The sequence below is a fragment of the Streptomyces sp. NBC_01723 genome (assembly GCF_036246005.1).
Taxonomy (GTDB): domain Bacteria; phylum Actinomycetota; class Actinomycetes; order Streptomycetales; family Streptomycetaceae; genus Streptomyces.
In genome coordinates this window covers 6403451-6429267 of sequence record NZ_CP109171.1, presented here as the reverse complement: position 1 = coordinate 6429267, position 25817 = coordinate 6403451, and the positions used below count along the sequence as shown (strand labels likewise).

The 25817-nt window shown below is 71.1% G+C and carries 24 protein-coding genes and 1 pseudogene; 13 read left to right on the top strand and 12 right to left on the bottom strand.

Annotated features, from left to right (window positions below; all coding sequences use genetic code 11):
• The first annotated feature begins 183 nt into the window (after nucleotides 1-183).
• A complete protein-coding gene (locus tag OIE75_RS30265; RefSeq protein WP_329472832.1) occupies nucleotides 184-1113 on the top strand; it encodes an FG-GAP repeat domain-containing protein in 930 nt (309 codons plus the stop codon).
• A 69-nt stretch (nucleotides 1114-1182) separates the two neighbouring features.
• On the opposite strand, the gene acnA is transcribed toward OIE75_RS30265, so the two are convergent.
• Nucleotides 1183-3897, bottom strand: a complete 2715-nt coding sequence (acnA, locus tag OIE75_RS30260) for an aconitate hydratase AcnA (protein ID WP_307015635.1) — start codon at nucleotides 3895-3897, stop codon at nucleotides 1183-1185.
• A 315-nt stretch (nucleotides 3898-4212) separates the two neighbouring features.
• On the opposite strand from acnA, the gene OIE75_RS30255 reads away from it, so the two are divergent.
• The 5 genes from OIE75_RS30255 (at nucleotide 4213) to OIE75_RS30235 (ending at nucleotide 7969) form a co-directional block, all read left to right on the top strand.
• Complete coding sequence (locus tag OIE75_RS30255) at nucleotides 4213-4410, top strand: DUF4236 domain-containing protein (protein ID WP_079030465.1); 198 nt, start codon at nucleotides 4213-4215, stop codon at nucleotides 4408-4410.
• Nucleotides 4411-4485: 75 nt separating this feature from the next.
• On the top strand, nucleotides 4486-6015 hold the full coding sequence (locus OIE75_RS30250; RefSeq protein WP_307015634.1) for a helix-turn-helix domain-containing protein: 1530 nt from the start codon (nucleotides 4486-4488) through the stop codon (nucleotides 6013-6015).
• 195 nt (nucleotides 6016-6210) lie between these two features.
• Nucleotides 6211-6603: a hypothetical protein gene (locus OIE75_RS30245; RefSeq protein ID WP_329472831.1), complete on the top strand. Its 393-nt coding sequence runs from the start codon at nucleotides 6211-6213 to the stop codon at nucleotides 6601-6603.
• Between the two features lie 5 nt (nucleotides 6604-6608).
• Nucleotides 6609-7277 carry a nucleotidyl transferase AbiEii/AbiGii toxin family protein gene (locus tag OIE75_RS30240; protein ID WP_329472830.1) on the top strand — a complete coding sequence of 223 codons (669 nt, stop codon included), beginning with the start codon at nucleotides 6609-6611 and terminating at the stop codon, nucleotides 7275-7277.
• 200 nt (nucleotides 7278-7477) lie between these two features.
• Nucleotides 7478-7969 (top strand): LysR substrate-binding domain-containing protein, encoded by a 492-nt coding sequence (locus OIE75_RS30235; protein ID WP_329472829.1) that lies wholly within the window; start codon nucleotides 7478-7480, stop codon nucleotides 7967-7969.
• Nucleotides 7970-8110: 141 nt separating this feature from the next.
• Here OIE75_RS30235 and OIE75_RS30230 read toward each other — a convergent pair whose 3' ends face one another.
• Together OIE75_RS30230 and OIE75_RS30225 are read right to left on the bottom strand one after the other, a co-directional pair.
• Complete coding sequence (locus tag OIE75_RS30230; protein WP_329472828.1) at nucleotides 8111-8629, bottom strand: transglycosylase SLT domain-containing protein; 519 nt, start codon at nucleotides 8627-8629, stop codon at nucleotides 8111-8113.
• Between the two features lie 397 nt (nucleotides 8630-9026).
• Nucleotides 9027-9539, bottom strand: a complete 513-nt coding sequence (locus OIE75_RS30225; protein WP_329472827.1) for an ATP-binding protein — start codon at nucleotides 9537-9539, stop codon at nucleotides 9027-9029.
• Nucleotides 9540-9683: 144 nt separating this feature from the next.
• Here OIE75_RS30225 and OIE75_RS30220 point away from each other — a divergent pair, with 144 nt between their 5' ends.
• Both OIE75_RS30220 and OIE75_RS30215 read left to right on the top strand, forming a co-directional pair.
• Nucleotides 9684-10553, top strand: coding sequence for a helix-turn-helix domain-containing protein (locus tag OIE75_RS30220; protein WP_329472826.1), 870 nt, complete (start codon nucleotides 9684-9686; stop codon nucleotides 10551-10553).
• The gene (locus OIE75_RS30215) at nucleotides 10550-10747 is read left to right on the top strand and encodes a DUF397 domain-containing protein (RefSeq protein ID WP_329474082.1); all 198 of its coding nucleotides are present in this window, start codon (nucleotides 10550-10552) and stop codon (nucleotides 10745-10747) included. The genes OIE75_RS30220 and OIE75_RS30215 overlap by 4 nt, the downstream gene beginning before the upstream one ends.
• A gap of 39 nt (nucleotides 10748-10786) precedes the next feature.
• On the opposite strand, the pseudogene OIE75_RS30210 reads toward OIE75_RS30215, so the two are convergent.
• The 9 genes and pseudogenes from OIE75_RS30210 to bagB all read right to left on the bottom strand — a co-directional run.
• Nucleotides 10787-11425, bottom strand: a pseudogene (locus OIE75_RS30210) (DUF6182 family protein); the annotation flags it as partial.
• Between the two features lie 25 nt (nucleotides 11426-11450).
• Nucleotides 11451-12581 (bottom strand): hypothetical protein, encoded by a 1131-nt coding sequence (locus tag OIE75_RS30205; RefSeq protein WP_329472825.1) that lies wholly within the window; start codon nucleotides 12579-12581, stop codon nucleotides 11451-11453.
• Nucleotides 12578-13444: a class I SAM-dependent methyltransferase gene (locus tag OIE75_RS30200; protein ID WP_307015617.1), complete on the bottom strand. Its 867-nt coding sequence runs from the start codon at nucleotides 13442-13444 to the stop codon at nucleotides 12578-12580. The genes OIE75_RS30205 and OIE75_RS30200 overlap by 4 nt, the downstream gene beginning before the upstream one ends.
• Before the next feature lie 42 nt (nucleotides 13445-13486).
• Complete coding sequence (locus tag OIE75_RS30195) at nucleotides 13487-15178, bottom strand: GH3 auxin-responsive promoter family protein (RefSeq protein ID WP_329472824.1); 1692 nt, start codon at nucleotides 15176-15178, stop codon at nucleotides 13487-13489.
• The gene (locus OIE75_RS30190; protein WP_329472823.1) at nucleotides 15171-15866 is read right to left on the bottom strand and encodes a dTMP kinase; all 696 of its coding nucleotides are present in this window, start codon (nucleotides 15864-15866) and stop codon (nucleotides 15171-15173) included. Before OIE75_RS30190 ends, OIE75_RS30195 begins: the two co-directional genes overlap by 8 nt.
• A gap of 277 nt (nucleotides 15867-16143) precedes the next feature.
• Nucleotides 16144-17250 carry a LuxR family transcriptional regulator BagY/FevT gene (gene bagY, locus OIE75_RS30185; RefSeq protein ID WP_329472822.1) on the bottom strand — a complete coding sequence of 369 codons (1107 nt, stop codon included), beginning with the start codon at nucleotides 17248-17250 and terminating at the stop codon, nucleotides 16144-16146.
• A gap of 120 nt (nucleotides 17251-17370) precedes the next feature.
• Complete coding sequence (locus OIE75_RS30180; RefSeq protein WP_307015613.1) at nucleotides 17371-17733, bottom strand: SAV_915 family protein; 363 nt, start codon at nucleotides 17731-17733, stop codon at nucleotides 17371-17373.
• A 4-nt stretch (nucleotides 17734-17737) separates the two neighbouring features.
• Entirely contained in the window at nucleotides 17738-18844 is a 1107-nt protein-coding gene (gene bagC, locus OIE75_RS30175; RefSeq protein WP_307015612.1) for a bagremycin/ferroverdin biosynthesis 3,4-AHBA synthase BagC/FevH, read from the bottom strand.
• An 18-nt stretch (nucleotides 18845-18862) separates the two neighbouring features.
• On the bottom strand, nucleotides 18863-19636 hold the full coding sequence (bagB, locus tag OIE75_RS30170; protein WP_307015611.1) for a bagremycin/ferroverdin biosynthesis DhnA-type aldolase BagB/FevI: 774 nt from the start codon (nucleotides 19634-19636) through the stop codon (nucleotides 18863-18865).
• Nucleotides 19637-19805: 169 nt separating this feature from the next.
• Between bagB and bagA the strand changes: the two genes are divergently transcribed.
• From bagA to bagZ, 5 genes are all read left to right on the top strand, one after another.
• On the top strand, nucleotides 19806-21395 hold the full coding sequence (gene bagA / locus OIE75_RS30165) for a bagremycin/ferroverdin biosynthesis tyrosine ammonia-lyase BagA/FevW (RefSeq protein ID WP_307015610.1): 1590 nt from the start codon (nucleotides 19806-19808) through the stop codon (nucleotides 21393-21395).
• Nucleotides 21392-22720: a bagremycin/ferroverdin synthetase BagE/FevW gene (gene bagE / locus OIE75_RS30160; protein ID WP_329472820.1), complete on the top strand. Its 1329-nt coding sequence runs from the start codon at nucleotides 21392-21394 to the stop codon at nucleotides 22718-22720. The genes bagA and bagE overlap by 4 nt, the downstream gene beginning before the upstream one ends.
• 3 nt (nucleotides 22721-22723) lie before the next feature.
• Nucleotides 22724-23758 (top strand): phospho-2-dehydro-3-deoxyheptonate aldolase BagF/FevY, encoded by a 1035-nt coding sequence (bagF, locus tag OIE75_RS30155; RefSeq protein ID WP_329472819.1) that lies wholly within the window; start codon nucleotides 22724-22726, stop codon nucleotides 23756-23758.
• Between the two features lie 131 nt (nucleotides 23759-23889).
• Complete coding sequence (gene bagG, locus OIE75_RS30150; RefSeq protein ID WP_329472818.1) at nucleotides 23890-25266, top strand: bagremycin/ferroverdin biosynthesis FAD-dependent oxygenase BagG/FevA2; 1377 nt, start codon at nucleotides 23890-23892, stop codon at nucleotides 25264-25266.
• Nucleotides 25267-25429: 163 nt separating this feature from the next.
• Nucleotides 25430-25804: a bagremycin/ferroverdin biosynthesis copper chaperon BagZ/FevE gene (bagZ, locus tag OIE75_RS30145; RefSeq protein WP_307015605.1), complete on the top strand. Its 375-nt coding sequence runs from the start codon at nucleotides 25430-25432 to the stop codon at nucleotides 25802-25804.
• The last annotated feature ends 13 nt before the right edge of the window (nucleotides 25805-25817 follow it).

Here is a 25817-nt window from a genome sequence, read left to right as displayed (position 1 = left end):
AGGTTGTACGGCCCACGTTGCTCTTCCATACCTGTTCTGTACCGCTCTCGTCCCCTGCGGTAAATCTGATTGACCTGTGAACGTCATGTGTAAGGATCACGGAGTATCCCGGATCATGCCGGGCCGTCATCGGCCCGCGATCCGTTCCGGATGCCTCATCGCATCGTCAACTGGAGGACACACGTGGCCAAAAGCTCTGGCCTGAACACGCGTCGCGCCCTGGCGCGTGCCACGGCGGCGGCGCTCACCGCCGCCCTGGTGGCGACGGGCGCGGGTGCCGCCGTCGCGGCCGACGGTCCGTCGGCCGCGTCCCGGCCGCAGGCCGACCTGAAGCCCTCGGGCGCCACGAAGTACGGCTCCACCGCCCTGCCGGGCGACGCCCAGATCAACCCGGTGTTCGGCGTGGACGGCAACGGCGACCTGTGGAGCTACTACCCGACCGGTGAGGGCGGGCTCGAGTCCCGCATGGACTCCGGGTACGGCTGGCAGTCCGCCCGCGCCATGACGCAGGTCGACCAGGACGCCGACGGCTACTCGGACGGCATCTGGCACGTCACCAGCGGCGGCCAGCTCTACTGGGCGCCGTGGGGGACCGAGGACCACACCTTCGTCGGCAACGGCTGGAAGATCTACAACCAGCTGTTCTCCGGCGCCAACCTGGGTGGCGCCGCCGCCGACGACCTGCTCGCCCGGGACGGCTCCGGCAACCTGTACCTGTACCTCGGCTACGGCAACGGCAAGCTGACCCAGCGCTACAAGGTCGGGGGCGGGTGGGACGCCTACACCCACATCACCGGCAAGGGCGACCTGACCGGCGACGGCAAGGACGACATCGTCGCCAAGGACAAGTCGGGCGTCCTGTGGCTGTACAAGGGCACCGGCAACTACAAGGCGCCCTTCTCCTCCCGCACCCGTGTCGGTGGCGGCTGGAACACGTACAACAACATCGTCTCCGTCGGTGACATCGACATCGACGGCATCACGGACGTCGTGGCCCGCAACAAGAGCGGGGCCCTGTACCTGTACAAGGGCACGGGCAACGGCTCCGCGCCGTTCAAGAGCCCCGTGAAGATCGGCAGCGGTGGCTGGAACACGTACCGCCTGATGTTCTGAGGCAGGCAACGGCCGAGGGCCGCACTCCCGGTGACGGGGGTGCGGCCCTCGGCTTTCGCGCGCTGCTTCCTACTTGCGGATCAGGCTCCGCAGCACGTACTGCAGGATGCCGCCGTTGCGGTAGTAGTCCGCCTCACCCGGGGTGTCGATGCGGACGACCGCGTCGAACTCGACGCCGGTGTCGGTGGTGACCTTCACCGTGCGCGGGGTGGTGCCGTCGTTCAGCTCGGTGACGCCGGAGACGGAGAAGGACTCCTCGCCGGTGAGGCCGAGGGAGGACGCGGTCTGGCCCTCCGGGAACTGGAGCGGCAGGACGCCCATGCCGATGAGGTTCGAGCGGTGGATGCGCTCGTAGGACTCGGCGATGACGGCCTTGACGCCGAGGAGCGCGGTGCCCTTGGCGGCCCAGTCGCGGGACGAGCCGGAGCCGTACTCCTTGCCGGCCAGGACGACGAGCGGGACGTTCTGCTCGATGTAGTTGCGGGAGGCGTCGTAGATGAACGACACCGGCCCGTCAGCCTGCGTGAAGTCGCGGGTGTAGCCGCCCTCGGTGCCCGGCGCGATCTGGTTGCGCAGGCGGATGTTGGCGAAGGTGCCGCGGATCATGATCTCGTGGTTGCCGCGGCGCGAGCCGTAGCTGTTGAAGTCGCGGCGCTCGACGCCGTGCTCCGTGAGGTACTTGCCGGCCGGGGTGTCGGCCTTGATGGCACCGGCCGGGGAGATGTGGTCGGTGGTGACCGAGTCGCCCAGCTTGGCCAGTACACGGGCACCGGAGATGTCCTCGACCGGGGCCGGCTCCATGCCCATGCCCTCGAAGTACGGGGGCTTGCGCACGTAGGTGGACTCGCTGTCCCACTCGAAGGTGTCGCCGGTCGGGATCGGCAGCGCCTGCCACTGGGCGTCGCCCGCGAAGACGTCGCTGTAGGACTTGGAGAACATGTCCTCGCCGATGGCGTTGGCGACGACGTCGTTGACCTCGGCCTCGGTCGGCCAGATGTCCTTCAGGAAGACCGGGTTGCCGTCCTGGTCGGCGCCCAGGGCGTCCTTGGTGATGTCGACCTTCATGGAGCCGGCGAGGGCGTAGGCGACGACCAGCGGCGGGGACGCCAGGTAGTTCATCTTGACGTCGGGGTTGATCCGGCCCTCGAAGTTGCGGTTGCCGGAGAGCACCGAGGTGACGGCCAGGTCGTGGTCGTTGACGGCCTTGGAGACCTCGTCCGGCAGCGGGCCGGAGTTGCCGATGCAGGTGGTGCAGCCGTAGCCGACGAGGTTGAAACCGACCTTGTCGAGGTACGGGGTCAGGCCCGACTTCTCGAAGTAGTCGGTGACGACCTTGGAGCCCGGGGCGAGGGTGGTCTTGACCCACGGCTTGCGGGTCAGGCCCTTCTCGACCGCCTTCTTGGCCACCAGGGCGGCGGCGACCATGACGTACGGGTTGGAGGTGTTGGTGCAGGAGGTGATGGCGGCCACCGTCACGGCACCGTGGTCCAGCTCGTAGGTCGTGCCGTCGGGGGCCGTGACCGGGACCGGGTTGGACGGCACACCGTTGGTGACGGCCGGGGCGTCGGAGGCCGGGAAGGACTCCTGGCCGGCCTCGTCCACGCTGTCGACGTAGTTGCGGACGTCCTGCTTGAACTGCTCGGCGGCGTTCGCGAGAACGATGCGGTCCTGCGGGCGCTTCGGGCCGGCGATGGAGGGCACGACCGTGGACAGGTCGAGCTCCAGCTTCTCGGAGAAGTCCGGCTCGGCCTTCGGGTCCAGCCAGAGGCCCTGCTGCTTGGCGTACGCCTCGACCAGGGCGACCTGCTGGTCGCTGCGGCCGGTCAGGCGCATGTAGTTCAGCGTCTCGTCGTCGATCGGGAAGATCGCGGCGGTGGAGCCGAACTCCGGCGACATGTTGCCGATGGTGGCGCGGTTGGCGAGGCTCGTGGCCGCCACGCCCTCGCCGTAGAACTCGACGAACTTGCCGACGACGCCGTGCTTGCGCAGCATCTCGGTGATGGTGAGCACCAGGTCGGTGGCGGTGGTGCCGGGCGTCAGCTCGCCGGTCAGCTTGAAGCCGACGACGCGCGGGATGAGCATGGAGACCGGCTGGCCGAGCATCGCCGCCTCGGCCTCGATGCCGCCGACGCCCCAGCCGAGGACGCCGAGGCCGTTGACCATGGTGGTGTGCGAGTCGGTGCCGACCAGGGTGTCGGGGTAGGCCTTGCCGTCGCGGGTCATGACGACGCGGGCCAGGTGCTCGATGTTCACCTGGTGGACGATGCCGGTGCCGGGCGGGACGACCTTGAACTCGTCGAAGGCGGTCTGGCCCCAGCGCAGGAACTGGTAGCGCTCCTTGTTGCGGCCGTACTCCAGGTCGACGTTCTGCTTGAAGGCGTCGTTGGTGCCGAACTTGTCGGCGATCACGGAGTGGTCGATGACCAGCTCGGCCGGGGCCAGCGGGTTGATCTTCGCCGCGTCACCGCCCAGCTCCTTGACGGCCTCGCGCATGGTGGCGAGGTCCACGACACAGGGCACGCCGGTGAAGTCCTGCATGATCACGCGGGCCGGCGTGAACTGGATCTCCTGCGACGGCTGCGCCTGCGAGTCCCAGCCGCCGAGGGCACGGATGTGGTCGGCGGTGATGTTCGCGCCGTCCTCGGTGCGGAGCAGGTTCTCCAGCAGCACCTTCAGGCTGTAGGGAAGGCGCGCGGAGCCCTCGACCTTGTCCAGCCGGAAGATCTCGTACGACTCGTCGCCCACCTGCAGCGTGCTGCGGGCGTCGAAGCTGTTCGCCGACACGACAGTCTCCTTCATTCATGTGCGCGTACCACCGCATCCTGCCGCCACGCCGCCCTGGCCTTTTCGCTAAGGTATGGCTAAGTTAGGTAAGCCTTACCGCTGGACCCGACGGCGGCTGCGGCTGCGGTGCGCCTCAGCAGATATCTCGATGTCGAGATAACTCTAGTACATGGGGGCGGTCTGGTCATGCCCGGGCACTGTGTGGCGTGCGCCCCACCGCCCCACTTCCCGAGTGACCCGTGCGGCCATCACTACGCCGAACGGGGGTATCCGATGCGTGCCGGACAGCCCCGGCACTACTCGGACGGAGGCACGATGCCGCTCACATTCCGCAAGAGTTTCCGGATCCTTCCCGGAGTGCGCCTGAACATCAACAAGCGTTCGTGGTCCATCACCACCGGCGGCAAGAACGGCCCGCGCCACACCCGCAGCAGCACCGGACGTCGTACGACATCGATGGATTTGCCCGGACCCTTCGGATGGCGCCGCACCACGACGAGCAAGCGCCGCTGAGGCACGCTTGACGTCGCGTCACCCGAACGGACCCCCCGAGAGGCGCCATCTCATATCTGAGATAGCCTCAACCTCATGGCAGACGACTACCTCGTACGCATCGGCAAGCTCATCCGTGACGCCCGGCAGCACCGCGGCTGGACCCAGTCACAGCTTGCGGAGGCGCTCAACACCAGTCAGAGCGCCGTCAACCGCATCGAGCGCGGCAACCAGAACATCAGCCTTGAGATGATCGCCCGTATCGGCGAAGCGCTGGACAGCGAAATCGTCTCCCTGGGCTACGCGGGTCCGATGCACCTGCGCGTGGTCGGCGGCCGGCGCCTCTCGGGCGCCATCGACGTCAAGACGAGCAAGAACGCGTGCGTGGCCCTGCTGTGCGCCTCGCTGCTCAACAAGGGCCGCACCGTGCTGCGCCGGGTCGCCCGCATCGAGGAGGTCTACCGCCTCCTGGAGGTGCTCAACTCCATCGGCGTGCGCACCCGCTGGATCAACGACGGCACCGACCTGGAGATCGTGCCGCCGGGCGAGCTGGACATGGAGGCCATCGACGCCGAGGCGGCGGTGCGCACCCGCTCGATCATCATGTTCCTCGGCCCGCTGCTGCACCGCATGGACCGCTTCCGGCTGCCCTACGCCGGCGGCTGCGACCTCGGCACGCGGACCATCGAGCCGCACATGATCGCGCTGCGCCGGTTCGGCCTGGAGGTCGCGGCGACCGAGGGCCACTACCACGCGGTGGTGGACCGTCAGGTGCGCCCGGACCGCCCGATCGTGCTGACCGAGCGGGGCGACACGGTCACGGAGAACGCGCTGCTCGCGGCCGCCCGCCACGACGGCGTCACCGTCATCCGCAACGCCTCCTCGAACTACATGGTCCAGGACCTCTGCTTCTTCCTGGAGGCCCTGGGCGTCCGCGTCGAGGGCGTCGGCACCACCACCCTCACCGTGCACGGCATGCCCGTCATCGACGCCGACGTGGACTACTGCCCCTCCGAGGACCCGGTCGAGGCGATGAGCCTGCTGGCCGCGGCCGTGGTGACGGAGTCGGAGCTGACGGTCCGCCGCGTCCCCATCGAGTTCCTGGAGATCGAGCTGGCGGTCCTCGAGGAGATGGGCCTCGACCACGACCGCACGCCGGAGTACTTCGCGGACAACGGCCGCACGCGCCTGGTGGACCTCACCGTCCGGCCCTCCAAACTGGAGGCGCCGATCGACAAGATCCACCCCATGCCCTTCCCGGGCCTGAACATCGACAACGTCCCGTTCTTCGCGGCCATCGCGGCCTCCGCGCAGGGCCAGACCCTCATCCACGACTGGGTCTACGACAACCGCGCCATCTACCTGACCGACCTCAACCGCCTCGGCGGCCGCCTCCAGCTCCTGGACCCCCACCGCGTCCTGGTCGAGGGCCCCACCCGCTGGCGCGCCGCCGAGATGATGTGCCCGCCGGCCCTGCGCCCCGCGGTGGTCGTCCTGCTGGCGATGATGGCGGCGGAGGGCACGTCGGTGCTGCGCAACGTGTACGTCATCAACCGGGGGTACGAGGATCTGGCGGAGCGGCTGAACTCGGTGGGGGCGCAGATCGACATCTTCCGGGACATTTGAGAGCCTTCAGAAGCAACGCTGCTGCACCCCTCCTGAACTGCGCGTATGCAAGCCAGGGGGGGGTCGGCTTCACCTGTGGGACTTCTCAGGGACCTTGTTGTCACGCTCAGACACCTTCCGCGAACCCCTCCCGCTCACGGCGGACGCGGGCTCGCATCATCACCCTTACCGCTCCCCTGCCGTCATAATGGCGGCATGTCCTCCAGCCCACAGCACCCCGCACCCGGGCCGAGCGGCCTCTCGGACGCGGTCGCCGAGGATCTCGCGCTGTACCGGGAGAAGTTCCGACGGCGTCTGCCGGAGTCGCTGGACGAGTTGCACGGCCCGACCCAGGGGATCGTGGAGCTGCCGCTGCACATGGCCTGGTCGGGGATGACCTCGTACGACCTGGGCAAGCCGCGCCAGCGCATGGGGCTGTACCGCACCGTCCTGCACGAGGGCCTGCGCGATGACCTGCCCCGCTACCTCAACCAGGGCCTGCTCCTGGAGCTGTGGCCGGTGCTGCGCACCCTCGTCGGCCGCAGCGTGCGCGCCGTATGGGAAAACGCCTTCCCTCAGCTCGCCTCCCGCACCCGGGCAGCCGCGTGACGGACATGCCGGAGCTGCACACGCGGCTCCTGGCGGATGTGATCGCGCTCGGTTCGCCGTATCCGCTGGTTCTCACCGGTGGATACGCGGTGCGGGCACACCGCCTCGTGAACCGTCCCAGCCAGGACCTCGATGTCGCCACCGAGAACCCGGCCCCCATGGCCGACATCGCCACCACGCTGCGTGCAGGCCTGGAAGCCCGCAGCTGGAACGTGCACGCTCTGGAGACCGCCCCGCTGTCCGCCCGCTTCACCGTGTCCGACCCGACCACCGGACAGGTATGCGAAGTCGACATCCTCAAGGAGATCTTCTGGCGGCCCGTCGCCCAGAGCCCGTACGGGCCCGTCCTCGCGGAGGAGGACGTGATCGGAACCAAGGTCCGCGCCCTCGCCGACCGCGGAGCGCCCCGCGACCTGATCGACGTGTTCGCGGCCTCACGTCGCTGGCCCAATGCCGACCTCGAGGAGTTCGGCCGTCGCCACGCTCGTGGCCGCTTCGAGCGTGAGGACCTGCAATCCAACCTCACGGGCGCCGAGTGGACCGACGACGAAGCCTTCGCCGCCTATGGGCTCGATGACGCCACGATCAACGCTCTCCGCGGCTGGGCCTTGGAGTGGGCCAACGAACTTGCGGGCCGTCTCCTCGAAGAGGCCGCCGATCCGGACATCGAGTAATCACGTCCGAATCAGATCGCATCTGCAAGCACTCAGAGCAAGAGCCGAGCCTCCGACTGATCTGCCCCGGATCTGCCCGGCGTGCTTCCAGTGGACCCGCTCGGCAACGCGGTGGACGGTCGCCCCACGCGAGGGTGCGCCGGGCAAGGCGGTCTGGGTGGAACTCGACCTCGCGTGAGAGGCGCCGGACTCGGCCAGCAGTGGACATCCTCTTCGGCGGAGCCACGGACCGCGCCGACTACGTCCGCGACGGCCGCGCCGATGTCGCCCTGCTGTACGTGCCGTTCGACGACATGACCGGCCTGGACCACGAAATCCTGACGGTCGAAGGACGTGTCGCGATCCTTCCGCCGGACCACCGGCTCGCCTCTCGCTCGGAGATCACTCTCGCCGACCTCGCCCAGGAGACACTGCCACGCTGGAAAGGCGTGCGCTGGACCGGAGCGCCCGAGGCCCGGCCTGGGCCCGAGGTCACGGACGCGGTCGAAGCCATGCAGATGATCAGGCTGGGACGCGCCGTCGCGATCCTGCCGCGCTCGCTGGCCCAGCCCATGCAACCCGATCTCGTCCACCGGCCCGTAACCGATGCCCCCCACAGTGAACTCGTCCTCGCATGGTCCCAGGACGACCGCCGCAGCCTGGTCGCCTCCTTCGTCGCTGCCGCTGTGGATGCCGCGGGGGCGACCGAGTGAAGTCTTCTGGGACGCGCGGGTGCGACGCAGGCGGGGCCGGAGGGACGTGTCGTCCCTCCGGCCCCGCCGTACTGCCTGGCCCCGCCGGCCTCCGCGTGGGACCGGTGTCCCTGGGGCTCAGGCGGTCTGTGGGTCCGCCGGTCAGTAGGCGGAGTCGACGTTGTCCATGGAGCCGTACTTGTCGGCCGCGTAGTTGCAGGCGGCGACGATGTTGGCGACCGGGTCGGTGATGGAGTCCTTGGTGCCCTTGACGTGGTACGCGTCGAAGGTGGGCTGAATGGTCTGGAGCAGACCCTTCGAGGGGATGCCGTTCTGGGCGTTCACGTCCCAGTTGTTCTGCGCGGTCGGGTTGCCGGACGACTCGCGCATGATGTTGCGGTGCAGGCCCTCGTAGCTGCCCGGGATGTTCTTCGCGTCCATGACGTCCAGGGCGGTGCGGATCCAGCCGTCGAGGTCGTCGCCGTGCTTCTTCTCGCCGGCCTTGACGATGGCCTTGATCTTGTCGGTCTGGGCCTGCGTCTGCGCGGAGGAGGCCTTGGCCGGCTCGGCGGCGTGCGCCGGGCTCGGGGCCAGGGTGAGGGTGACGGCGGCGGCGCCCGCGGCGGCGAGGGAGGCCACGGCGGACTTGCGGATGCTGGGACGGCGCAGGATGGCGTGCATGGGTGTACCTCTCCATTCGGGAACGTGATGGGGAGGCCGACGGGGGGTCGGCGACGCGGTGTCCGCGTTGGACGCGGCTTCGCGTCATCAGGGCCGGTGTCTGGATCACGGTCGGGCTCTTCCCGTCCGGTCCCGGCGCTCGGCTCCCCGGTACGCCGAACACATTGCGGAACGCCCGGGCGCCGCGACAAGTGTGTGACCTACTACGCCGCTTCGCAGACCGGCCGTGCGACCACCCGGGCGGCTGGTGACCACGGGGGCTTGCGGCCGTCGGGCGTCTACTAACCCCGGCGCAGTGTGACGTGGGCCCTGTGCGCGCCCTCACAGAGCCGATCACCCGGCGCATACCCGTCGTCACCTTGCGGAGGCAGAAGCCTCACTCAACGGCACGGCACAGTCACCTTTCGGGGTCGCCAGGAAGGTCGGCGTCCCCGCACCGCACGCACTCCGCCCAGACCGTCTTGCCCGGGCCTCCCGGCCGGAGGTGCCAGCCCCAGCGGGCGGCGAGACCCGCGACCAGCAGCAGCCCTCGGCCGCTGCTGTCCTGCGGGGCGGGGGCGGGCAGGGCGTCCGGTTCGGGTGGTGTGCGTTCGGAACGGGTGTCGGTGACCTCGATCCTGACCGTGCGGGCGGGTTCGCCGGCGTGCAGGAGCAGATGGAAGTCCCGGCCGGGGACGTGGCCGTGCCGTACCGCGTTGGCGGTCAGCTCACCGACGATCAGCACGATCTCCTCGTGCGGGCCGGTGCCGTACGGGATCCCCCAGGCGTCCAACCGGTGCGCGGCCAGCCGACGGGCGAGGCGGGCGCCCCGTGGGGTGGAGGTGAAACGCATCTCGAAGGTGCGGTTCAAGTCGACGTTGGGACAGGTGGGTTGGGTGGTGCCGATGGGGCTGGGGAGTTGGCTCGTCATGCCGACCACGGTGTCGCCGGTCGCGTAGCGTGACCAGTGGTGACGCACCGACGCGGTCGGTTGTACGCGTTGGGGCGGCACGGGTACGAGACGCGCGGCGTGACGAGGCCGTCGGGGCGGCGTTGGGCCAGGGAGGCGGTGGCGATGACCGAGGTTGCGCGCGAGGGGGCCGACGCCGTGGTGGCGGACGAGGCGGGACAGGCGACGGCGGACACGTCCGGCCAGGCCGTGGTCGTCGCGTTCGGGCAGACGATGAAGACGCTGCGGGTACGGGCGGGGCTGGAGCGGGAGGAGTTCGGGCGGCGGATCGGGTATTCGGCGTCCACGGTCGCGTCGTACGAGCAGGGGCGGCGGATCCCCTCACCCAGGACCATCGAGCGTGCCGATGAGGTTCTGGACGCGGGCGGGTTGCTGACGGTGTGGAAGGAGCAGGTGGAGCGGGCTCAGTATCCGGTGTTCTTCCAGGGGATGGCCGCTTTGGAGAAGGAGGCCATCGAGTTGCTTTCGTACGACACGCTGGTGGTCAAGGGCCTGCTCCAGACCGAGGAGTACATGAGGGCGGTACTGGCTATGCGGCGGCCCCCTCTGGGCCAGGAGATCATCGAGCAGCGCGTGGCCGCCCGGCTGGCCCGGCAAGACATCTTCGACCGCCAGCCCGCACCACTTCTCAGCTTCGTGATGGACGAGTCGGTATTGCGGCGTCGGCTGGGTGGAAAGCGCGTGGTGCGAGGGCAGTTGGAGCATCTGCTCCTCGTTGGCCAGAAGCGAAACGTCGAAATCCAGATCATGCCGCTCGACTGCGAGGAATGTGCAGGCGTGGACGGAGCGTTCACGGTCGTCACGCGTGACGACGGCAAGAAGTTCGCGTACACGGAGGCACAGGGGTCCAGCACTCTTCAGACCGACCCACAGCAGGCAGCGCTCACCGCCGCCCGTTATGGGATCATCCGATCACAGGCTCTCACTCCGCGAGAGTCCCTTGAGTTCGTCGAGAGATTGCTGGGAGAGCTATGAACACCGCTGAGTCCTCGGCCGTCGCTTCCGGCCTCGCCTGGTTCAAGAGCAGCTACAGCGGAGCGGAGGGCGGCGACTGCGTCGAGGTCGCGGCCGACATGAGAACCGTGCACATCCGAGACTCCAAAGCCGTGACCGGACCCGTCATCCGTGTGGCACGCGAGGCGTGGGAGGGGTTCCTCGGGGAGGCCTGACGGCTTCATCCGCGCGGATGCCGCCACCGCCACCCCCGCGCAGGCGCGCAGCCGGTCGTCGGTCGCGTCCCGGTCGGGTACGACGCGCAACGTGGCGTAGGGCCCGTCGGCCGGGTCGAGTGCGGGCAGGTGGCGGAGTACGACCGCGGTGTCCGTGCCGATCAGGCCGGTCAGGACCGCCTCGGCCAGGGCGTGGTGGACGTGCACGAGGTAGTCGGCGAGGGAGACCCGGGTGGTGACGACGTCGAGCCGTGCGGTGGGGGCGTCCAGGGCGGCGGGGGCACGGGGCGGGATCTCGATGCGGGCCGGCAGTGGGGGCAGGGCGGCCGCGGGGAAGAGGCGCAGCAGGCGTCGCAGGGGCGGGGTTTCGCCCGTCTGCTCGGGCAGGGTCCACGCCATGGTGCCGTCCGCGCTGACGTGGTGGAAGGCGAAGCGCCTACGGAGGTTGTCGGGGTTGCCGGAGAGGAAGACCGTGCGGGTGTACGCGCGCAACCACGGCTCGCCGAAGGTGTCGGGCAGGTCCAGGGCGTAGCCCACCGCGGACCGCGCGAAGGTCGTGGGCGCGAAGCGCCGCAGGACGACCGTCACGGCCGTCCGGTCCGGGTCGGGCGCCGGGTTCGCGCGGGCGGCCCGGACGCGGCGTTCGGCGTGCTCCCGGAGGTACCGCTGGGTGAACATGGGGTGCGCTCCTTGTGCCGGTCGGTCAGAGGTAGGCCGCGGCTGCCACGGCGCGCAGCGGGACGGGCCGGTGCCTGCGCAGCAGCGCGGAGGTGAGCCGGTAGGGATCCACGTGGGCCCGCCCGCCGGTCTGCCGGCGTACGAACTCCGGGGCGTCCGGGGCGGACGGCGGGTCCTCGCGGGCGAGCAGTCCGGCGGCGCGCTGGACGGTCTGGCGCAGGAGCTCCTCTCGGTAGGACTGCCCGTTCTCGCCCTTGCCGAGCCCGGCGACGAAGTACAGCCGCACGCCGAGCCGGACGGCCTCCGGTGACGCATGGTCCCGCAGCGCGCCGGCCAGCCCGGCGACGGTGTGCGCGTGAGCGACGCCGTGGCGGCTGGAGCGCACCACGCCGTCGAGCGGGACCCGGTCGAGACAGACCCGGTGCGCGCGGGCGCCGCCGAGCGCGCCGAGGAGCTTCTGCAGCAGGACGTAGTCCTCCGTCAGCTCGCGGTCGTGGAGCAGGACGATCTCGTCGTACTCCTCCGCCGCCGGGATCAGGTCGCGCAGGGCGCAGCCAAGGTAGTTGGGGCGGCCCGTGGCGGACGTGGCGGGGCGCAGGGGCAGTCCCTGGGCGGTGGCGTCCAGGTAGACGGGGCCGCCGTCGTCGCGCGTGTCCAGGCAGAGTCCGTGCTTGGCGAGCCGTTCGACCGTCTCCTCGAAGTCGAGTCCGGGGTGCAGGGTCGCGGTGAGGCCGGGATCGTGCATGCCCAGCCGGGCGAAGTGGCCGCGCCACAGCTCCAGCAGCCGTCGGCTCACCGGGTGGGTCCAGCCGGTCTGCTCGACTGCGCGGACGTACGGCAGCAGGGCCGCGTCGCCGGGCGGTTCGCCGCGGGTCTGGAACTCCGTGTAGAGCAGGCCCACTTCGTCCTCGGTGATGGCGCTCGGGTCGAGGTCGCCGTGCACGCGGTCGAGGTACTCCCAGAAGCCGGCGGTCTGCCGGGTGCCGTTGAAGGTGGTGTTGCTGTAGAGGTAGTCGACGTCGCGGTCGGCCAGCATCCGTGTGGCGCGGTACATCACGTCCACCCAGAGCAGCCCCTTGAGGTGGCTGAGGCCCAGTGCCTTGGTGGGGGTGACGGTGACGGGCGCGATCAGCACGCGCGGGCGGGGCGCGGTCACAGGAGCCGGCCCTGGACGAGGAAGACGCGGCCGGTCCCGGGGATGTGCCGCGGGGGGACCGGGTCGGGCCAGCGGCCGAAGTCGGCGCCGGGCTCGCCGGGTTGCCGGACCGTCGCCTCGATGCCGTACGCGGCGAACAGGGCCTCCGGCTCGTCGTGCCCGGACAGCCACGGGCAGCCCCAGGTCTCGAACACCGCGAGCAGCGGCGCGACGGCGGGTGCGGTGAGGGCCGTGGCGCTGACCAGGTCCGCGGCGACCGTGCTGCCGGGCGCGGCGGCGTCCCGCACCCGGCCCAGCACCTGTCCGACCTGTTCCTCGGTGAGGTAGTAGAGGATTCCCTCGAGCAGCCAGACCGAGGGCCGGTCCGGGTCGTAGCCGGCCTCGGTGAGCGCGGCGGTCCAGTCCGGGCCGAGCAGGTCGGCGCCGACCTGGTGCCGGGTCGCTCGCGGGGGCGCCGGCTCGGCGCGCAGCACCGACTCCTTGGCGGCGAGGACGGCCGGGCGGTCGAGTTCGAAGACGTCGACGGGGCACGGCCAGGGCAGCCGGTGGGCCCGGGTGTCCATGCCGGCCGCGGCGATCACGACCTGGGGACGATCGGCCTCCGCGATGCGGGCGAGCAGGACGTCGTCGAAGTACCGGGTCCTGATGGCGTTGTAGGCGAACGTGCTGGGTACGGGTCGCGCGGAGCCGGTGCGGTTCGGCCGGGTGGCGTCGCCGATCCGGCCGAACAGGTCGGTGCCGAGGACGCCGGCCAGCCGGGCGGCGTACGGGTCCCGGAACAACCGGTCCGGACGCCTGCTCTCCTGGGCTCGCAGAGCCGCCGTCAGGAGGGAGGTCCTGGCGACCGCGTCGAGTGTTTCCACGGATGCTCCTTGAAGATCGGGAAGGTGCGGGGTGCGGGCCGCTCAGGCGTCGAGCAGCCGGCGCCACGCCGCGTCGTCGTTCTGGAAGACCCGGTCCTTCACCTGGGCCGGCCGCGTGCCCCGGGCGACCCTGTCCTGCCACTCGGAGGCGAACCCGCCGGGCGCGACGTGGTGCAGGTCGGGAGCGCCGAGGCGGGCGCTCACGCGAGCCGCGCGGTACCCGTCGGACCGCCCGCCGAGCGCGCTGTCCAGGGCCCGGGCGAACGCCTCGGTCTCCTCGTGCGACCAGCGGCCGAACGGCTCCACGGCGAAGGCGTACCGCTGCGGGCCGTCCGCACCGGGCTCCGGTGGGCCCGGCCGGGCGGGGGACCCGGTGACCCGGCAGGTGGCGTTGCGGATCTCCAGGCCGGTGGCCCGGGTCGCGCCGTGCAGCGCGCTCACCACGTGTCCCTCGCGCAGCCGTTCACCGGCGGCGTCGGACAGGGTGCGGCGGCCGGCGTACTCGAGCCGGGGCACGCCCTCGGTCCGGTCCACGACGCGCACCACGTCGCCGAGGGCGTACCGGTAGAGGCCGCCGACGTGGCTGAGGACGACGTGGTACTCGCCGCCCGGCGTCAGTTCGTCGCAGAGCAGCGTGTCGCTGTCGGGCAGCAGGTCGTCGTCGGCGTCGACGAACTCCAGCAGTCCGCCGGTGACCGCGGGCGACCCGGCCGTGGGATGCCGGTCCAGGGCCACGGCGACGAAGCCCTCCGACGCCGCCGCGGGAGCGGGCAGCGCGCTCACCCGGGGGCCGAACACCTCGCGCAGCCGGGGAAGGTAGAGCGAGGACAGTCCGGTGGTCCAGCAGAACAGCAGCTCCATGCGCGGCCAGACGTGGGCGGGCAGCGGGGCGCCGGCGCGTTCGGCGAGCCGGTCCAGGAGCCTGGCGCGCTCCGGGTCGGGCTCGGGCCCCGGGCGGCCGTCGACCGTGCCGTCGTGCACGTCCTTGACCAGGCGCGGCCACCACTGGACCAGTTGATGGGGCAGCGCGGCCACCACGGCGGGGTTGATGCCGATGACGCAGCGCACGTCGTGCGCCATGGCGGCGCGCAGCCGTACGTAGCAGCGCTGGAGGTGGTCGGCCGGGTCCACGAACGAGGGCAGGGTGCTCCAGGGGGCGCGGCTGCCCGGTTCCGCCGACAGCCGTTCGCCGAAGGCGCGGCCGAAGTCGACCTGGCTGGCGCCGAGATGCGGGTGGCCGGAACGGGTCGCGGCGGGGGCGGGCGCGGGGTCGTGCTTGAGGTTGAGCGTGGCGTCGGGCCTGCGGACGGCTTCCGGGTGGTGCTCGACGATGTTCGCCCAGGCCGCGTAGTAGGGCGGGAAGAAGCAGGTCCGCATGAACTCCCGGGTGACCGGTATGCGTTTGCTGTCGCCGGTGCTGCCGCTGCTCTTGAAGAAGACCACGGGGGGATCGGCGCTCAGCACGTTGGGCCGGCCGGCGGCGGCGGCCTCCATCCAGGGGCCGAGGGCCTCGTAGTCGGCGATGGGGACGGCCGCGCGGAAGTCGTCGACACCCCGGCAGCGGGCGAACCCGTGGCGCCGCCCGAACTCGGTGTCGGCGTTCGCGTCCAGCAGGTGCCGCAGGGCGCCGTCCTGTGCCGCCCGCACGTCCCCGAGCGCCTTGCGCAGCCCGTCCCGCTCGGCCAGCACCCTTTGCCGGTAGGCGGCGAACCGTTCCTCTCCCACGTCAGACACCGGCCCCACGTCCCGTGTGCACGACGGCGTCCACGGCGTCGACGGCACGGTCGATGCCGGAGCCCTGTTGGAGGGTGGTCACCCTCATGCCCGCCACCTCTGTCCGCAGCATGTCGCGCAGGTCGTCCTGGAACCGGGTGAACCCTTCCTCGGTGGGCGTGTCGCCGTAGTGCTCCATGGGGTTCAGCGCCGCTCCCCGTCCGCTGCGTTCCCAGGCGACGGCGGGCGGAACGTCGAGGTAGACGACCCGGTCGGGCTGCGGGAACGACCGCCACCAGGAGAACAGCGACGGATTGGCGTATCCGAGCAGCGTGCACTTGGCGAGGATCTTCAGGTAGTACGAGTCCACGATCACCGGCCGTCCGGGCGGTGCGCCGGTCACGCGGTCGCGCATGTGCACCACGGCCAGCTGCATCAGGGTGAGGAGGACGTCCGGCGAGTAGCGTCCGGCCGGCGCCCCGAGCGCCTCGGGCAGCAGTTCCCGGCGGGCCCGGCCGATCAAGGGGTAGTCCGTGTCGAGCGGACCCTGGTCGCAGGTGACCACCGTCCAGGAGCCGCTGTCGGCGAAGCGCCGCAGCACCGACGACTTGCCCGCGTAGTCGGGGCCGAGCAGCACGGTGAACTTCGGGCCCCCGGTCCGGGGTGGCGCGTACGGCGGTGCGCCGTACGGCATGGGTGGGATGGGCATCTTCGCTTCCTGGTAGCTGCTCCGCGGCCGGGTCCGGGCACAGGCCGGCCCCGCGCACGGCGTTGGGCGCGTACGGCCTCGGGCGCGCGTGGGCACGGCCGCTGGGACGGCCGCCTGCGCGGCGCCGCGGTGCGGTCGGTTCTTGAGGGTCGGGTCGGTTTTCTCGGCGCGGTGGACCCGGGTCCACCGCCTGATCCGCGGCGGCGGGTCCGGGTCCCCCCTGCTCCGCGGCGGCGGGCCCGGGTCCGCCCCTGATCCGCGGCGGCGGGCCCGCGCCCTAACCGCGCAGGTCGGTGGCGGAGGGGCCCGTGGGCTCGTAGTACTCGGTGAACAGCCGGCCCACCAGCTCGCCGCGGCTGGAGACGCCGAGCTTCTCGAAGATCGCCTTGATGTGGTCGCGCACGGTGTGCGGGGACAGGTGGAGCTCCTCGGAGATCCCGCTGGTGGACAGGCCGCGTGCCACCTGCCGGGTGACCTCGAGCTCCCGTTCCGACAGCTCGTAGGCCTGCACGACGAGCGGGGTGACGTCGGAGACCGGGGCGCGCTCGATGATCACCGCGGAGACGCCCAGGCGCCCGTCGGACCCGCGCAGGCAGGACGCGTGGCACACCAGCCAGCGGCCCGTGCGGGTGCGCATCCTGATCCGCGCGGTGTCCCCGCCGCCCTCCTCGGCGATCGCCCTGGCCCGCATCGCGGTGCCGTGCACCCACAGGGGTACGCGCAGACCGAGGGCGGTGAGCGAGGCGGGGCCCTGCGGCATCTCCTCCAGATAGCGCCGCGCCTCGTCGTTGACGGAGACGAGGGCGCCCTCGGCGTCGAACAGCAGCAGCCCTGTGCCGGTCAGCGCGCCGGCCGAGGGATCGGGGCGCTTCTTGGCGTGCGCCCTGATCAGGCGGGCGATCGGCGCAGCCAGCTCCTCTATGAACCTGCGCTCCCCGGTGGAGAACTCCGCCCGCCCCTTCTCCCGGAACAGGCTGACGTACCCGTGGGGGCGGCCGTCCACCCGCAGCACGGCACGCAACTCGTCGTGCACCCCGCGCGGCGCCAGAAAGCCCCGGTACAGGGAACTGCGCTCGGGCTCGCCCCCGGTGCTCTCCCACAGACTGGCCACCGGCACCGGCGCCCGCGCGAGGTCCCGGAACAGGTTGATCTTCTCCGTGAACAGCTCGTACTGCCAGTAGACGGCACAGCTGTGATCCTCGATGTTCTCCGCGAGGATCGGTGACGTGATCATGCCGGTCTCGGGGTCGGTGGCCCGCCAGACCGCCGCGTCGTACGGGACCGCCCTGCGCAGTTGCGTCGCGAGGGTGCTGAACAGCGTGTGCGGGCTGTCCGCGCGTCCGGCACGCAGGAGGAGTTCGTCGCGACCGAGCGCAGTGGGCATCTCCGGCACTCCGTTCCGGGGTGGTCCGCGGATGATGAGGTAAGCCTTGCCTGTCCCAATCTGCCACCACAGTACGCCACTTGGCGGCGGCAGGCCGGTGACGGTGGCCGGAACCGACCGTCACCACACCTCGTCCGGCAGCCACTGGGCGTACCGTCGCGCACCGGCCAGGACGCGTCCGTCCTCGCGGACCTCCACGTCCGGCAGGTCGGCCGCCTCCGGCATCCTCGGCATCTCCGGTCCGACGTAGAGCGGGTCGATCCGGATGTGCTCGATTCCCAGTGGCCGGAGCAGCGCCAGGAGCGCGGGCCGGGACAACCGGGTCCACCGCTGGGTGGGTCCCAGCGCGGCGTGGAGCCGGTCCTCGCCGGTGAAGGCGAGGCCGACCCGCTCCCGGCCGGCACCCGGCCTGGCCGTCCGCAGGACGGCCGCCACGTCCTCGGGGTCGCCGCCCCGGACCGGGACGTACAGGAGCGCGTCCACTACGTCACGTCTCGAGGCAGAACTCGTCGAGCGGGTAGCCGACGTGCCGGTCCTCCGTGGGCAGGAAGCCGAGCACCTTGTCGCCGGGCTTCAGCTCGGTGCTGTTGAGGACCTTGCCGCCCGGGCCGAGCACCCGCACGTGCCAGTCGTCCTGGAGGATCAGATTGACCTCGCGGCCGTCGGCGGCGACCGCGTTCACCGAGATGAGCGGCCTCGTCTCGATCTTGACGCGGCCGACGGTGACGAGCCGGGTGCGGCCCTCGATGTCGGACGCCACCACCTTGCTGCCGGCCTTCAGCTCGCTGAGGTAGTTGGTGCGGCCGTCCTTGGACAGCGTGTACGAGTGGATGGCGCCGGCGTTCACCCGGAACGGGCGGGTCGGCATGTACGGCAGCGGGTGCGTCTCGCTGACGCAGAGGATCATGCCCTTGGAGTGCGACCCGACCAGGATGCCCTCGTCCTTGCGGAAGTAGGTGCAGGTGTCGACGCACGCACGCTCGCCCATGCCGACGTGCTCGGTGCTGACGACCTCCAGCTCGGTCAGGGTCAGGTCGGGGGTCTCGGCGTTGACCACGGCCTTCAGGGCGATGGCGTCGCCGACCTTGCGGGGCGCCATCATGACGCCGTCGGAGCCGTGTTCGAGCACCCCGAAGATGATCTCGGCCTCCTCGACGTCGGCCGCCACCGTGATGAGGCTGCCCCGGGAGGCCGCGGACGCCGCGATGACGATCTCCAGCGGGATCTTGGTCGGGTCGCGGAACAGCAGCAGGCTCCACTGTTCGGTGCGCGCCGACTCGCAGGCGTCCTCCAGCGTCTTCGCGTCGATGATCTCCACGAAGCGGCCGAATTCCAGCTCCGGGTGTTTGAGCTTCAGCTCGGCGGGCGTGATCTTGTGGAAGTCGGGGTCCACGATGACCACGGTGGCCTCGCCGAAGTCCTCCGGGAGGGGCTTGCCGCGGGGGAACAGCACCTTGGTGACGGTCGGGGGCAGCCCCTCCAGGGATGCCGGGTCCGCCGCGACGATGCCGTCGACCCGCTGGTGCAGCGCCTCCTGGACGATGGCGTCCCGCGCCTCGTCGACGTTGCGGATGTCCAGCCAACTGAGCTTCATGTGCAGGGCTCCTAGAAGTCACTCACTGTGGATGAGGTCGGCCAGCTTCGCGGCCATGACGCCGGGATCGGGCGCCTCGAAAACGTTGCGGCCCATCGCCACGCCCGCGACGCCGGCGCTGAGCGCCTCGCTGACGTGGGCGAGGACCTGGCCCTCGTCGTCGTTGCGCGGCCCGCCGACGGTGATGACCGGGACCGGCGAGCGGGCGACGATCTCCTTCATCTCCGTCACCGAGCCGACGTACGGGGCCTTCACCAGGTCGGCGCCGAGATCGGCGGCCAGGGTCACCGCGTGCGCCACCAGCGCGGGGTCGCGGGGATCGCTGATCCTGGGACCACGGGGATACATCATGGCCAGCAGCGGCACGTTCCAGCGGTCGCAGGCCTCGGCGACCACCGCCAGATCGGATATCTGCCGCTGCTCGCCGTCCGAGCCCAGGTTGACGTGCACGCTCACCGCGTCCGCGCCCAGCCGCAGACTCTCCTCGACGCCGGCCACCAGGTACTTGGCGTCCGGGTCGGGAGCGTGCACGGTGCTGGCGCTCAGATGGACCATGAGCGAGGTGCTGCCGAACCAGGCGGGATCGACGTGCCGGAGGCTGCCCTTGTGCAGGACGATCACGTCCACCCGGTTGGCGGCCAGTCGGCCCACGAGCGCGTCGATCCCTTCGCCGCCGGTGATCGGTCCCTGGCTCACCGAATGGTCCAGCGGCACGATCAACAGCCGTTCGGAATCGTTTCGGTACAGGCGCCGCAGGCGGAGTCGCCTGCCGAACGCGCCATTGGAGATCATGGGGGTTCCTCATTTCTCCGTGCCGGTCTTGGATCAACCCTGAAGAGAGCGCGTATCTTCGGTGTCTCATCCGTATATCGCGTGCCACGCCTTTCCGATATCGGCGAGAAACATCGGCGGTCAAGACTCGTGGGCAACCGGCGAGAAAGGTGTCCACAAAGTGACCACCATGAAGATTGACGGGCGCGGCCTGACCATCTCCCAGACCGTGGCCGCCGCATCCCGCGAAGGTTCGGAATTCGCGGTCTCCGAGGACGCGTTGCGGGCGATGAACGCCTCCCGGAACCTGAAGCTGGAAATCCTCGCGACCGGCAAGCCCATTTACGGGGTGACGACGGGTTTCGGTGACAGCGTCAACCGGCAGATATCACCGGAGAAGACCGCGCGACTCCAGAACGAGCTGATCCGCTACCACCTGAACGGAACCGGCCCGCTCGCCTCCGACGAGGTCGTGCGCGCCACCGTGCTGATCCGCGCCAACTGCCTGGCCCGGGGCAACTCCGGCGTCAGCCTCCCCGTCGTGGAGCTGCTGCTGGACTTCCTCAAGCACGACATCCTCCCGACCGTCCCCGAGCGCGGCTCGGTCGGCGCCAGCGGTGACCTCGTTCCGCTGTGCTACCTCGCCCACGCCCTGACGGGCCAGGGCAAGGTGCGCCACCGCGGCGAGACCCGGCAGACCGCGGAGGTGCTGGCCGAACTGGGCCTGAAGCCGGTGACGCTGGAGGCCAAGGACGGGCTGGCGCTGATCAACGGCACCTCCTTCAGCGCGGCGTTCGCCGTCCTGAACACCGAGGCGGCGGCCGAACTCGCCGACGTGGCGGACATCTGCACCGCGCTGGCCGGCGAGGGGATGCTCGGCAACCGGGGCCACTACGCGCCGTTCATCCACAACGAGAAGCCGCACAGCGGCCAGGGCGCGAGCGCCGCGTACATCCACCAGATGCTCGAGGGCTCCTCGCTGGCGATGACGTACGACCAGGTCGTCGACCTGAACGTCCCGCTGGACGGCCGCCACTACCAGCGGCTCACGCGCAGCATCCAGGACCGCTACTCGCTGCGCTGCGCCCCGCACGTCAACGGCGTGCTGCGGGACATGCTCGACTGGGTCCGCACCTGGATGACGGTCGAGATCAACTCCTCCAGCGACAACCCGCTGTTCGACCCTTCCACGGGCGCGGTGTACAGCGGCGGCAACTTCTACGGCGGGCACGTCGTCACCGCGATGGACTCGCTGAAGACGGCCGTCGCCGGCGTCGCCGACCTGCTCGACCGGCAGCTCGCGCTGCTGGTCGACGAGAAGTTCAACAACGGCCTCACCCCGAACCTGATCGCCCGGGTGGACGACGACGACACCGAGGCCGGGCTGCAGCACGGCTTCAAGGGCATGCAGATCGCGTGCTCGTCGCTCACCGCCGAGGCGCTCAAGCACGCCGGTCCGGCCTCCACGTTCTCCCGCTCCACCGAGGCCCACAACCAGGACAAGGTCAGCATGGCCCCGATCGCGGCACGCGACGCGCGCAACGTGATCGAGCTGACCCGGGAGGTCGCGGCCATCCACCTCCTCGCCGCCTGCCAGGCCGTCGAGCTGCGCGGCGTCGACGAGATGAGCCCCCGCACCAAGGCCGTGCACGCGCGCATCCGCAAGGAGGTCCCGTTCGCCGCCAAGGACCGGCAGATGGACGGCGACATCGCCGCGGTCGTGGAGATGATCGCCTCCGGCGCCATCACCGAGGCCGCCCGGGCGGGAGGGAGTCTGTGACCGTCGCCCTCGACACCGAGTCGGCCGCCTCCGGCCGGGCGCCCGGCGCGCTGCCGGCCATCGGCGACTGGAAGACCTTCGACGAACTCCGGGCGCTCCAGCGGGAGCGGATCGGGCCGACGCTGCGGCACGCCCTCGACTCGCCGTTCTACGCCGAGCGTCTGGAGGCCGGGCAGGAGCTGTCCACGGTGGGCCTCACCGGGAAGTCGGACCTGCGCGACAGCTACCCCTTCGGCATGCTGGGCGTGCCCAGGGAGCGGCTGGCCTCCTACCACGAGTCCAGCGGCAGCACCGGCAACCCGACCCCCGCCTACTTCACCGAGGCGGAGTGGACCGACCTGGCCGACCGGTTCGTCCGCAAGACGGTCCCGCTCGGTCCGCAGGACACCATGCTGGTGCGTATCCCCTACGGACTGGTGCTCGCCGGGCACATGGCCCACTGGGCCGCCATGCGGGGCGGCGCGACCGTCGTCCCGGGGGACTGCCGCTCGCTCGCGGTGCCCTATGCCCGGGTCGTGCGCGTGCTGCGCGACCTCGAGGTGACGCTGACCTGGTCGACGCCGAGCGAGTGCCTGCTGTGGGTCGCGGCGGCCAAGGCGGCCGGCGTCCCCGTCGGCTCCTTCACGTCACTGCGGGCGCTGTACGTGGCGGGCGAGCCCATGAGCAACGCGCGCCGCCGCCGGATCGAGGAGATCTGGGGCGTCCCGGTGATCGAGGAGTACGGCTGCACGGAGGTCGGTCCGCTGGGCAGCGACTGCCCGTACGGCCGGATGCACTTCTGGGCCGACCGGGTGCTGCCGGAGATCTACGACCCCGAGACCGGGGAGATCGCCGCCGAGGGCGCCGGGCAGCTGGTGATCACCCCGCTGTACCGCGAGGCGATGCCGCTGGTGCGCTACAACCTGGAAGACCTGGTGGAACTGCGGTACGAGGACTGCCCCTGCGGGTGGAAACTCCCCACCGTGCGGGTCATGGGCCGGCTCGGCCACGGCTACACGGTCGCCGGGCGGCGGATCGGGCAGATCCAGGTGGAGGAGATGGTCTACCGGCTGCCCGCCTCGCACGGCGTGCTGTTCTGGCGGGCCAGGGCCGAACCGGACCGCCTGGTCGTCGAGTTCGAGGCGCCCGGCCCGGACGGCGCGGCGGCCGCCGTGTCACTCGCCGCGTCCGTCGAGGCGGAGCTGGGGGTGCCCTGTGTGGCCGGCGCGGTGCCGGAGGGCACGCTGGTGCCGACCGCGTTGCTGGCGGAGCAACTGGACGCCATGAAGCCGCGCAAGCTGTTCGGGCCCGACGAGGACTGGGGGCAGGCCGTTGTCCGGGGGTGAGACATGGTGATCGTGATGGCGCCGCACGCCACGGCGTCGGACCTCGCCGCGGTCGTCGCGCGGGTCGAGTCGGCGGGCGGCGAGGCCTTCGTCAGCCGTGGGACGAGCCGTACCGTCGTCGGACTGGTCGGTGACATCGAGCAGTTCGGCACGCTCAGCCTCGGCGCCCTGCGCGGGGTCGCCGAGGTGGTGCGCATCTCGGTGCCGTACAAGCTGATCAGCAGGGAGAGTCACCCGGACCGCTCGGTGGTCCGGGTGGGCGGGGCGCCGATCGGCCCCGGCGCGCCGACGCTGATCGCGGGGCCCTGCGCGGTGGAGACGCCGGAGCAGACGCTGCGGGCGGCGCTGATGGCCCGGGCGGCCGGCGCGACCATCCTGCGGGGCGGTGCCTTCAAGCCCAGGACCTCCCCCTACGCCTTCCAGGGGCTGGGAGAGGACGGGCTGAGAATCCTCGCCGACGTGCGCGCCGAGACCGGCCTGCCGGTCGTGACCGAGGTGGTGGACGCCCACGACGTCGAACTGGTCGCCTCGTACGCCGACATGCTGCAGATCGGCACCCGCAACGCGCAGAACTTCGCGCTGCTGCAGGCCGTCGGCGATGTCGGCAGGCCGGTCATGCTCAAACGGGGGATGTCCGGGACCATCGAGGAGTGGCTGATGGCCGCCGAGTACGTGGCGCAGCGCGGGAATCTCGACATCGTGCTGTGCGAACGCGGCATCCGGACGTTCGAGACGGCCACGCGCAACACCCTGGACATCGCCGCCGTGCCCCTCGTCCAGCGGCTGTCGCACCTGCCCGTCATCGTCGACCCCTCGCACTCGGGCGGGCGGCGCGACCTCGTGCTTCCGCTGACCCGGGCGGCGCTGGCCGTCGGCGCCGACGGGGTCATCGTGGACGTGCACCCCGACCCGGCGACCGCGCTGTGCGACGGGCCGCAGGCGCTCGTCCGCGAGGACCTGGCGGAACTCGGCGCGGCGATGCGCGGCGAGCGGGCCGGAGGGCACCGGGTCCTCGACGGCGTCGCCTCCCTCCCGTAACGGCGGCCGGTCGCCGGGTCCGGCCCGGCGACCGGCCGCCGCATCCTCCTCAAACGGGGGATGGGACGCGGCCCGAGGGGTTGAAAGAGTCCTTCCGTCCCGCCAAACAACCGGGTCCGGGAGGACTGAGGATGACGACAGGCAAGAGCATCGAGAAGCCGGCCGCGGCGGAGCTCTCCGACCGGCTCCGGGGCCGGGTCCTGCTGCCGGGAGACCACGACTTCGCCCCGGAGCTGGACGGGTTCAACCAGATCACCGAGCACGCTCCGGACCTGCTGGCGGTCGTGGCGGGGGCCGAGGACGTGCGCGCGGCCGTCTCCTTCGCCGCCGCCCGCGGGATGCCGGTCGCGGTCCAGGCCACCGGCCACGGTCCGTCGACCGCCGCGGACGGCGGACTGCTGATCAGCACCCGCAGGATGCGCGGCGTACGCGTCGATCCGGAGGCGCGGACGGCCCGGGTCGAGGGCGGCACGCAGTGGTTCGAGGTGGTCGCGGCGGCCGCCGAGCACGGCCTCGCCCCGCTCAACGGCTCCTCCCCGCTGACCGGGGTGATCGGCTACACGCTCGGCGGCGGCCTCGGGCTGATGGCCCGCAAGTACGGCTACGCCGCCGACCACGTCACCGCCCTGGAGATCGTCACGCCCGACGGGCAGTCGCACCGGGCCACCTCCGACCAGGACACCGACCTCTTCTGGGCAGCGCGCGGCGGCAAGGGCAACTTCGGCGTCGTCACCGCCCTCGAGTTCGGCCTCTTCCCGGTGGAGCGGCTGTACGGCGGCGGGCTGTTCTTCGCCGGCGAGGCCGCCGCCGAGGTGCTGCACGCCTGGCGCGAGTGGACCGCGGCCGTGCCGGAAGAGCTCACCTCCTCGCTGGCCCTGCTGCGGCTGCCGGACGTCGAGTCGATCCCGCCCTTCCTGCGGGGCCGGCTGATCGTGCACGTCCGGATCGCCTACCTGGGCTCGGCCGAGGACGGCGACAAGCTGGCCGCGCCGCTGCGCGCCGCCGGTCCACTGGTCGCCGACACACTGGCCGACATGCCGTACACGAGGTGCGGGGAGATCCACAACGACCCCACCGAGCCGATCCCCTACAGCGAGCGGTCGCTGATGCTCCGCGAGCTGGACGAGGCGGCCGTGCGCGCGCTGCTGGAGCTGGCGGGACCGGGCGCCGACTGCATCGACCTGGCCGTGGAACTGAGGCAGTTGGGCGGCGCGGTCGGCCGGCCGCCGAGGACGCCCAACGCCGTCGACCACCGGGACGCCGCCTTCGCGCTGTCGACGCTCTCGCTGCCCGACAACCGGCCCCCTCTCGTGGTGGACGGCCTGGCGGCGTGGGGCACCGGGCGGCGCTATCTCAACTTCCTGGCCAGTCCCGACACCGCGGACCTCGCCGAGAGCGGCTACGAACCGGCCACCTTCGCCCGGCTGGCCGGGATCAAGGCCCGCGTCGATCCGGACAATCTCTTCCGGTTCAACCACAACATCGCGCCGCGTCCCCAGCGGGTCTGAGCTCGCACGAGCCGAGCGGCGCGCCCCCTGGCGCGCCCCCGGCGCACTCCCGGCGCGACTGCCGGTGCGGCGCCTCCGGCGCGATATCTCGGCGATACATCCCATTGCAAGGCTGACCGGGACCAATACCACTGTTTGGTGGTTTGTCAATTGGAGGACCCTAGTGAAACGACGTGACGTGATGAAGGGCGTGGCGGGCGCCGTCGCGGTCGCGGCGGCGCCCGCCGCCGTCATCCACGCGGGCAACACCTGGGCGGACTCGCACGCGGACGCGCCCGTCGCCCGGGCGGCCGCGGAAGAGTCGGGGGACCTGTACACCGAGCAGTACAAGGGCCGCACGATCACCGTGTCGAAGAGCTCCGAGAAGGTGCACATCGACGGCAAGGAACTGCACCTCATGAAGCTGGGCGAGGGCGCCTACCTCAGCTCGATGTGCCACTACCGGTTCGAGCCCACCCCGCTGGCCGCCGGCCGGCAGGCCGTCGACGAGCTGCGCGGGGCGAACCTGCTGCCCTCCGGCGGCCACCACCAGGTCTGACCCGCCCGCGAGA

Coding starts and splice junctions, on each gene's coding strand:
- bagC (WP_307015612.1), bottom strand. CDS start 18,844: ATGAAGCTCAGTTGGCTGGACATCCGCAACGTCGACGAGGCGCGGGAC.
- OIE75_RS30225 (WP_329472827.1), bottom strand. CDS start 9,539: ATGACGAGCCAACTCCCCAGCCCCATCGGCACCACCCAACCCACCTGT.
- OIE75_RS30190 (WP_329472823.1), bottom strand. CDS start 15,866: ATGCCCATCCCACCCATGCCGTACGGCGCACCGCCGTACGCGCCACCC.
- OIE75_RS30230 (WP_329472828.1), bottom strand. CDS start 8,629: ATGCACGCCATCCTGCGCCGTCCCAGCATCCGCAAGTCCGCCGTGGCC.
- OIE75_RS30255 (WP_079030465.1), top strand. CDS start 4,213: ATGCCGCTCACATTCCGCAAGAGTTTCCGGATCCTTCCCGGAGTGCGC.
- bagF (WP_329472819.1), top strand. CDS start 22,724: ATGGTGATCGTGATGGCGCCGCACGCCACGGCGTCGGACCTCGCCGCG.
- OIE75_RS30220 (WP_329472826.1), top strand. CDS start 9,684: ATGACCGAGGTTGCGCGCGAGGGGGCCGACGCCGTGGTGGCGGACGAG.
- OIE75_RS30240 (WP_329472830.1), top strand. CDS start 6,609: ATGCCGGAGCTGCACACGCGGCTCCTGGCGGATGTGATCGCGCTCGGT.
- OIE75_RS30245 (WP_329472831.1), top strand. CDS start 6,211: ATGTCCTCCAGCCCACAGCACCCCGCACCCGGGCCGAGCGGCCTCTCG.
- OIE75_RS30250 (WP_307015634.1), top strand. CDS start 4,486: ATGGCAGACGACTACCTCGTACGCATCGGCAAGCTCATCCGTGACGCC.
- bagG (WP_329472818.1), top strand. CDS start 23,890: ATGACGACAGGCAAGAGCATCGAGAAGCCGGCCGCGGCGGAGCTCTCC.
- OIE75_RS30215 (WP_329474082.1), top strand. CDS start 10,550: ATGAACACCGCTGAGTCCTCGGCCGTCGCTTCCGGCCTCGCCTGGTTC.
- bagY (WP_329472822.1), bottom strand. CDS start 17,250: ATGCCCACTGCGCTCGGTCGCGACGAACTCCTCCTGCGTGCCGGACGC.
- bagB (WP_307015611.1), bottom strand. CDS start 19,636: ATGATCTCCAATGGCGCGTTCGGCAGGCGACTCCGCCTGCGGCGCCTG.
- bagA (WP_307015610.1), top strand. CDS start 19,806: ATGAAGATTGACGGGCGCGGCCTGACCATCTCCCAGACCGTGGCCGCC.